This is a genomic window from Mesorhizobium sp. M2A.F.Ca.ET.039.01.1.1 (assembly GCF_003998035.1).
GTDB lineage: Bacteria > Pseudomonadota > Alphaproteobacteria > Rhizobiales > Rhizobiaceae > Mesorhizobium.
Map to the genome: position 1 here is coordinate 1 of NZ_RZRY01000504.1, position 4743 is coordinate 4743.

Sequence of the window (4743 nt, forward strand, 5' to 3'; positions counted from 1 at the left end):
TCCACCCCCTATATGACCCAGGCCGCCTATCCGCGCATGGACGAGCCGATGTCGCCTCTCGAGCAGATGCCGGCCAGCGAGATCGACTGCCGCAACGAGCTGAAGCGGATGGGCGTCGTCTATCAGGACGTCCAGCCGATCCATGAGGGACAGTGCGGCATCGATTTCCCGGTAAAAGTCTCGGCGATCGGCAGCGTCGCCATGAAGCCGGCCGCGACACTGACCTGCAGCATGGCCGCCACCTTCGCCGCCTGGACCAAGCACGAGCTGCAGCCGGCCGCCCGCTGGCGCTATTTCTCCGGCGTCAAGGCGATCCACCAGGGCTCGAGCTATTCCTGCCGCAACATCGCCGGCGAAGGTGTGTTGTCGGAGCACGGCAAGGGCAACGCCCTCGACGTCATGAGCATCGAACTCAACAATGGCGACGACATCGACGTCCGCAAGCCCGGACTGTTCGCCTTCCGCACCCGTGGCTTCCTCAACAATGTGCGCGCCGACGGCTGCGAATATTTCACCACGGTGCTTGGCCCGGGCTACAATTACGACCACCGCAACCATTTCCATTTCGACATCAAGAACCGCAAAAGCGGCTACCGCGCCTGCCGCTGAGGCGGCTCTACCCGAAAACGGCCAACACCGCATAAAATGATCGCGCAAGGATTTGGGAGCGGTTGGTCGTGGGTAAGCGAAGCCTGAGGCGGCGAGCGGCGATCTGGCTTGCGGCTATTTGCGCCTTCTATCTCGCGCTCGCCTATGTCGCCGCGCCGGAATTCTGGACTTGGCGGGAGCGCGGTTTTCGTACCCGGCCCTTCGAGATGGTGACGCATACGCCGCAGGGCATTCCCGGCGACCCAATCAATGTCGGCCTTGTCGGCACCGAGAAGGAGGTGGTCCACGCCTTCGCGGTCGCGGGTTGGGATACGGCCGATGCGGTCACGCTCAGGACCGCGATCGATATCGGTGAAAGTGTGCTGTTTTCCCGCCCCTACCCCGATGCGCCGATGAGCCGCCTGTTGTTCGAAGGCCGCGCCCAGGACCTGGCCTTCGAGAAACCGGTCGGCGACAGCGCCGACCGGCGCCACCATGTCCGCTTCTGGGTGACGGACGCGGTCGGCGACGACGGCCGCCCGCTCTGGCTGGGCGCCGCGAGCTTCGATCGCGGAGTCGGCCTCAGCCACGACACGGGCGCCGTTACGCACCATATCGGTCCGGACATCGACGCCGAGCGCGACTTCCTGATCGGCGACCTGAAGGCCGCCGGTCTGCTTACCTCAACCAGCGAGATACCGGGAATCGGCGCCACCAAGACGGGACGCAATGGCGGCGGCGATCCCTATTTCACCGACGGCATGGCCGTGGTCGGCGTGTTGAAGACGCTGCAGTGATCTCGCCACGCGCCATCAGCTCGTGGCGATCACGATCTTGCCGAACGGTCCCTTTTCTAGATGCTGGAGCGCTTGGGGCACCTCGTCGAAGCCGTAGACCTTGTCGATGACCGGCCTGATGCCGAGCGCCTCTATTGCCTGGTTCATGCGCTCGAACGCGCGTCGATGGCCAATGGAAATGCCCTGGACCACGATGCGGTTGCGCATGAACGGAACGATCGGAAAGCTGATCTCCATCGCGCCGAGCACGCCGATGACGGATAGCCGGCCATCGGCGGCAAGGGCGTTGAGCGACCGGCGCGCATTGTCGCCGCCGACCATTTCCAGCACATGGTTCACGCCAAGCCCGTCCGTCATGGCGCGAGCGGCCTCGTCCCATGCCGGCTGGGTGCGGTGGTTGATCGTCTGCCACGCGCCGAGGTCCCTGGCGCGCTTCAGCTTCTCGTCGCTGCTCGACGTGACGATCGCGCGCAAGCCGAAGGCGGCGGCGAATTGCAGCGCAAACAGCGACACGCCGCCCGTGCCCTGGATAAGGATGGTCTGGCCTGGCACCGGCCTTGTCGCCTCCGCCATCGCGAACCAGGCGGTCAGCGCCGCGATCGGCAGCGTTGCGGCCTCGACATCGCTCAGCGAGACCGGCGCCGGCACCGCCGCGTCCTCGCGGAAGACGACATGCTGGGACAGCACGCCTGGAAGCGAGGAGCCCAGCGTGTGCTGGTGGAGCACGGCCGGCGCGTCGCCATCCGGCCAGTCGGCGATCACCTGTCCCAGCACCCGCTGTCCGACCTTGAAGCGGCTCACGGCGCCGCCGACCGCCACGACCTCGCCCACGGCGTCCGAGGTCGGCACGAATGGGAAGGACAGGTCGGGGATGAGCACGCCGTCCACGATCATCTTGTCCTTGTAATTCAGCGAGACGGCTTTCGTCCGCACCAGAAGCTCGTGCGGACCTGGATCGGGGATCTTGCCTTCCACCGGCCGCAGATTCGAAAGGCCGAACCCGCTCATCTGCCAGGATCTGTTGCTGTCGGTGCTCATGCGTCACGCCTTGGTTGATGGTGCGCGAGAGATTTATGCGATCCGACTATGGAAAATAGTGCTCCGATGCGGGATATTCGGCAACAAATTGAAGAGCTGAAATCTACAATAGGGAATTCGATATGGACCCGGCTGACCTCCAGGGCGTCGTCGCATTCGTCAACACCGTCGAAGCCGGCAGCTTCACCGGCGCCGGCGCGCGGCTGCATGTGACGAAGTCGGCGATCGGCAAGTCGGTCGCGCAACTGGAGCAGCGGCTGGGTGTGCGCCTGCTCAACCGCACCACGCGCAGCCTCAGCCCGACCAGCGAAGGCATGAGCTACTACGAATCCTGCGCGCGGGCGCTTGCCGAGATCGAGGCCGGCCAAGCCTTGCTCGCCTCGCGCCGGCAGGTCCCGTCGGGCAAGCTTCGGGTCGATATACCGCTCGCCTTCGGCCGACGCTGCGTCGCGCCGGTGCTGTTCGACATCTCCAATCGGTTCCCGGACCTGATGATCGAGATCTCCTTCAACGACCGGCGCGTCGACCTGATCGAGGAAGGCATCGACCTGGCCGTGCGGATGGGCGACCTCGACGATTCATCGTCGCTTGCGGCGCGCCGCATCTATGCCCAGCGCTCGGCGATCTGCGCGTCCCCAGCCTATCTCGAGCGGCATGGCCGGCCGCAATCCATCGAAGACCTCGCCCGGCACAGCGTCATCGGCTATGGACGCGAAGGCGTCGTCCGACCCTTGGCCATCCGCGACAGCGCCGGCCGTCTCGCCGCCTTCGTGCCCAAGGCGCGGCTTGTGCTCGGCCACGGCGAGCCGATGCTGGACGCCGCGCTCGCCGGCTGCGGCATCGCCTTCCTGCCGACCTGGCTTGCCGGCCAGAGCCTGCGGCGCGGCGCGCTCGAAATGGTCCTGCCCGACCATTTGGTGGAGCGCATCGTCGTCCATGCCGTGTGGCCCCTCACGCGCGCGCTGACGCCGAAGGTTCGCGTGGTCATCGACGCGCTTGTCGGGCATTTCGCGGCGCCGCTTTGGGATGCCGCCTGAACATTGCGCCTGTCATCTTCCAAAAATACCGGCAGGCTATTTTCGAATGCGCTGCAGCAATGCTATTGACCGCCCATGCTTTACGTTGAAATCGCCGTCGTTGCCGTCCTCATCTTGGTGAACGGCCTTTTGTCGATGTCGGAGCTTGCCATCGTCTCGTCGCGGCCCGCCCGCCTCAAGGCGATGATCGACCGCAACATCAAGGGTGCCGGCCGCGCGCTGGCGCTGGGCTCGAACCCCGGCAAGTTCCTGTCCTCGGTGCAGATCGGCATCACCCTGGTGGGCGTTCTCTCAGGCGCGTTCTCGGGCGCGACGCTTGGTGAGCGGCTGGCGCAATATCTGGCGTCGACCGGCATCCGCGAAAACATCGCCGACCCCGTCGGTGTCGGCATCGTCGTCGCCTTGATCACCTATGCCTCGCTGATCGTCGGCGAGCTGGTGCCGAAGCAGATCGCGCTCAAGGACCCGGAACGCGTCGCGGTCAGGGCCGCGCCGGCAATGACGATCCTCGCCACCGTCTCGGCGCCGCTGGTCTTCCTGCTCGACCTCTCCGGCCGCGCCGTGCTGTGGCTGCTCGGCCAGGCCGGCGAAGCGGAAGAGAAGGTCACTGACGAGGAGATCAAGATGCTGGTCGCCGAGGCCGAGCACCATGGCACCATCGAATCCGACGAGCGCCGCATGATCGCCGGCGTGATGCGGCTCGGCGACCGCGCCGTGCGCGCCGTGATGACGCCGCGCACGGAGGTCGACTGGCTCAACCTGCAATCCGACGAGACGGTGACCCGAAAGCTTCTGATGGAAACGCAGCACTCGCGATTGCCGGTCGGCGACGGCAATGTCGACGCCACGGTCGGCGTCATCCAGACGCGCGACGTGCTGGCCGCCCTTCTCGCCGGCAGGGTGCTGGATCCGCGCCAGCACGTGCGCGCCGCACCCATCGTGCATGACCAGGCCGACGCGCTCGACGTGCTGCAGAAGCTCCGGGAATCGGATGTGCCGATGGCACTGGTGCATGATGAGTACGGCCATTTCGAAGGCATCGTCACGCCGGCCGACATCCTCGAAGCGATCACCGGCGTGTTCCGCTCCGACCTCGAGGCCGGCGAGGAGGAGAACGCCGTCAAGCGCGACGACGGCTCCTGGCTGCTCGCGGGCTACATGCAGGCCGACGAGATGGCCGAGGTGCTGGGCATCGACCTGCCGGAGAACCGCGACTACGAGACCGTCGCCGGCTATGTGCTGTCGCATCTCCACCACCTGCCGACGACCGGCGAGTGCGTCGA

At 65.9% G+C, this 4743-nt stretch carries 5 protein-coding genes; 4 read left to right on the top strand and 1 reads right to left on the bottom strand.

Annotation, left to right across the window (positions count from 1 at the left end; genetic code table 11):
* Together EOA24_RS27885 and EOA24_RS27890 are read left to right on the top strand one after the other, a co-directional pair.
* The coding region (locus EOA24_RS27885; protein ID WP_127410284.1) for an extensin family protein at positions 1 to 609 on the top strand (609 nt) is incomplete at its 5' end.
* Positions 610 to 677: 68 nt separating this feature from the next.
* Positions 678 to 1385 (top strand): LssY C-terminal domain-containing protein, encoded by a 708-nt coding sequence (locus EOA24_RS27890; RefSeq protein WP_127257477.1) that lies wholly within the window; start codon positions 678 to 680, stop codon positions 1383 to 1385.
* Between the two features lie 15 nt (positions 1386 to 1400).
* Here EOA24_RS27890 and EOA24_RS27895 read toward each other — a convergent pair whose 3' ends face one another.
* The gene (locus tag EOA24_RS27895; RefSeq protein ID WP_126081701.1) at positions 1401 to 2423 is read right to left on the bottom strand and encodes an NAD(P)-dependent alcohol dehydrogenase; all 1023 of its coding nucleotides are present in this window, start codon (positions 2421 to 2423) and stop codon (positions 1401 to 1403) included.
* 122 nt (positions 2424 to 2545) lie between these two features.
* On the opposite strand from EOA24_RS27895, the gene EOA24_RS27900 reads away from it, so the two are divergent.
* Together EOA24_RS27900 and EOA24_RS27905 are read left to right on the top strand one after the other, a co-directional pair.
* On the top strand, positions 2546 to 3460 hold the full coding sequence (locus EOA24_RS27900; RefSeq protein ID WP_127251532.1) for a LysR family transcriptional regulator: 915 nt from the start codon (positions 2546 to 2548) through the stop codon (positions 3458 to 3460).
* A 75-nt stretch (positions 3461 to 3535) separates the two neighbouring features.
* Positions 3536 to 4743: hemolysin family protein (locus EOA24_RS27905; RefSeq protein WP_133374641.1), on the top strand; the 1208-nt coding region annotated here is incomplete at its 3' end.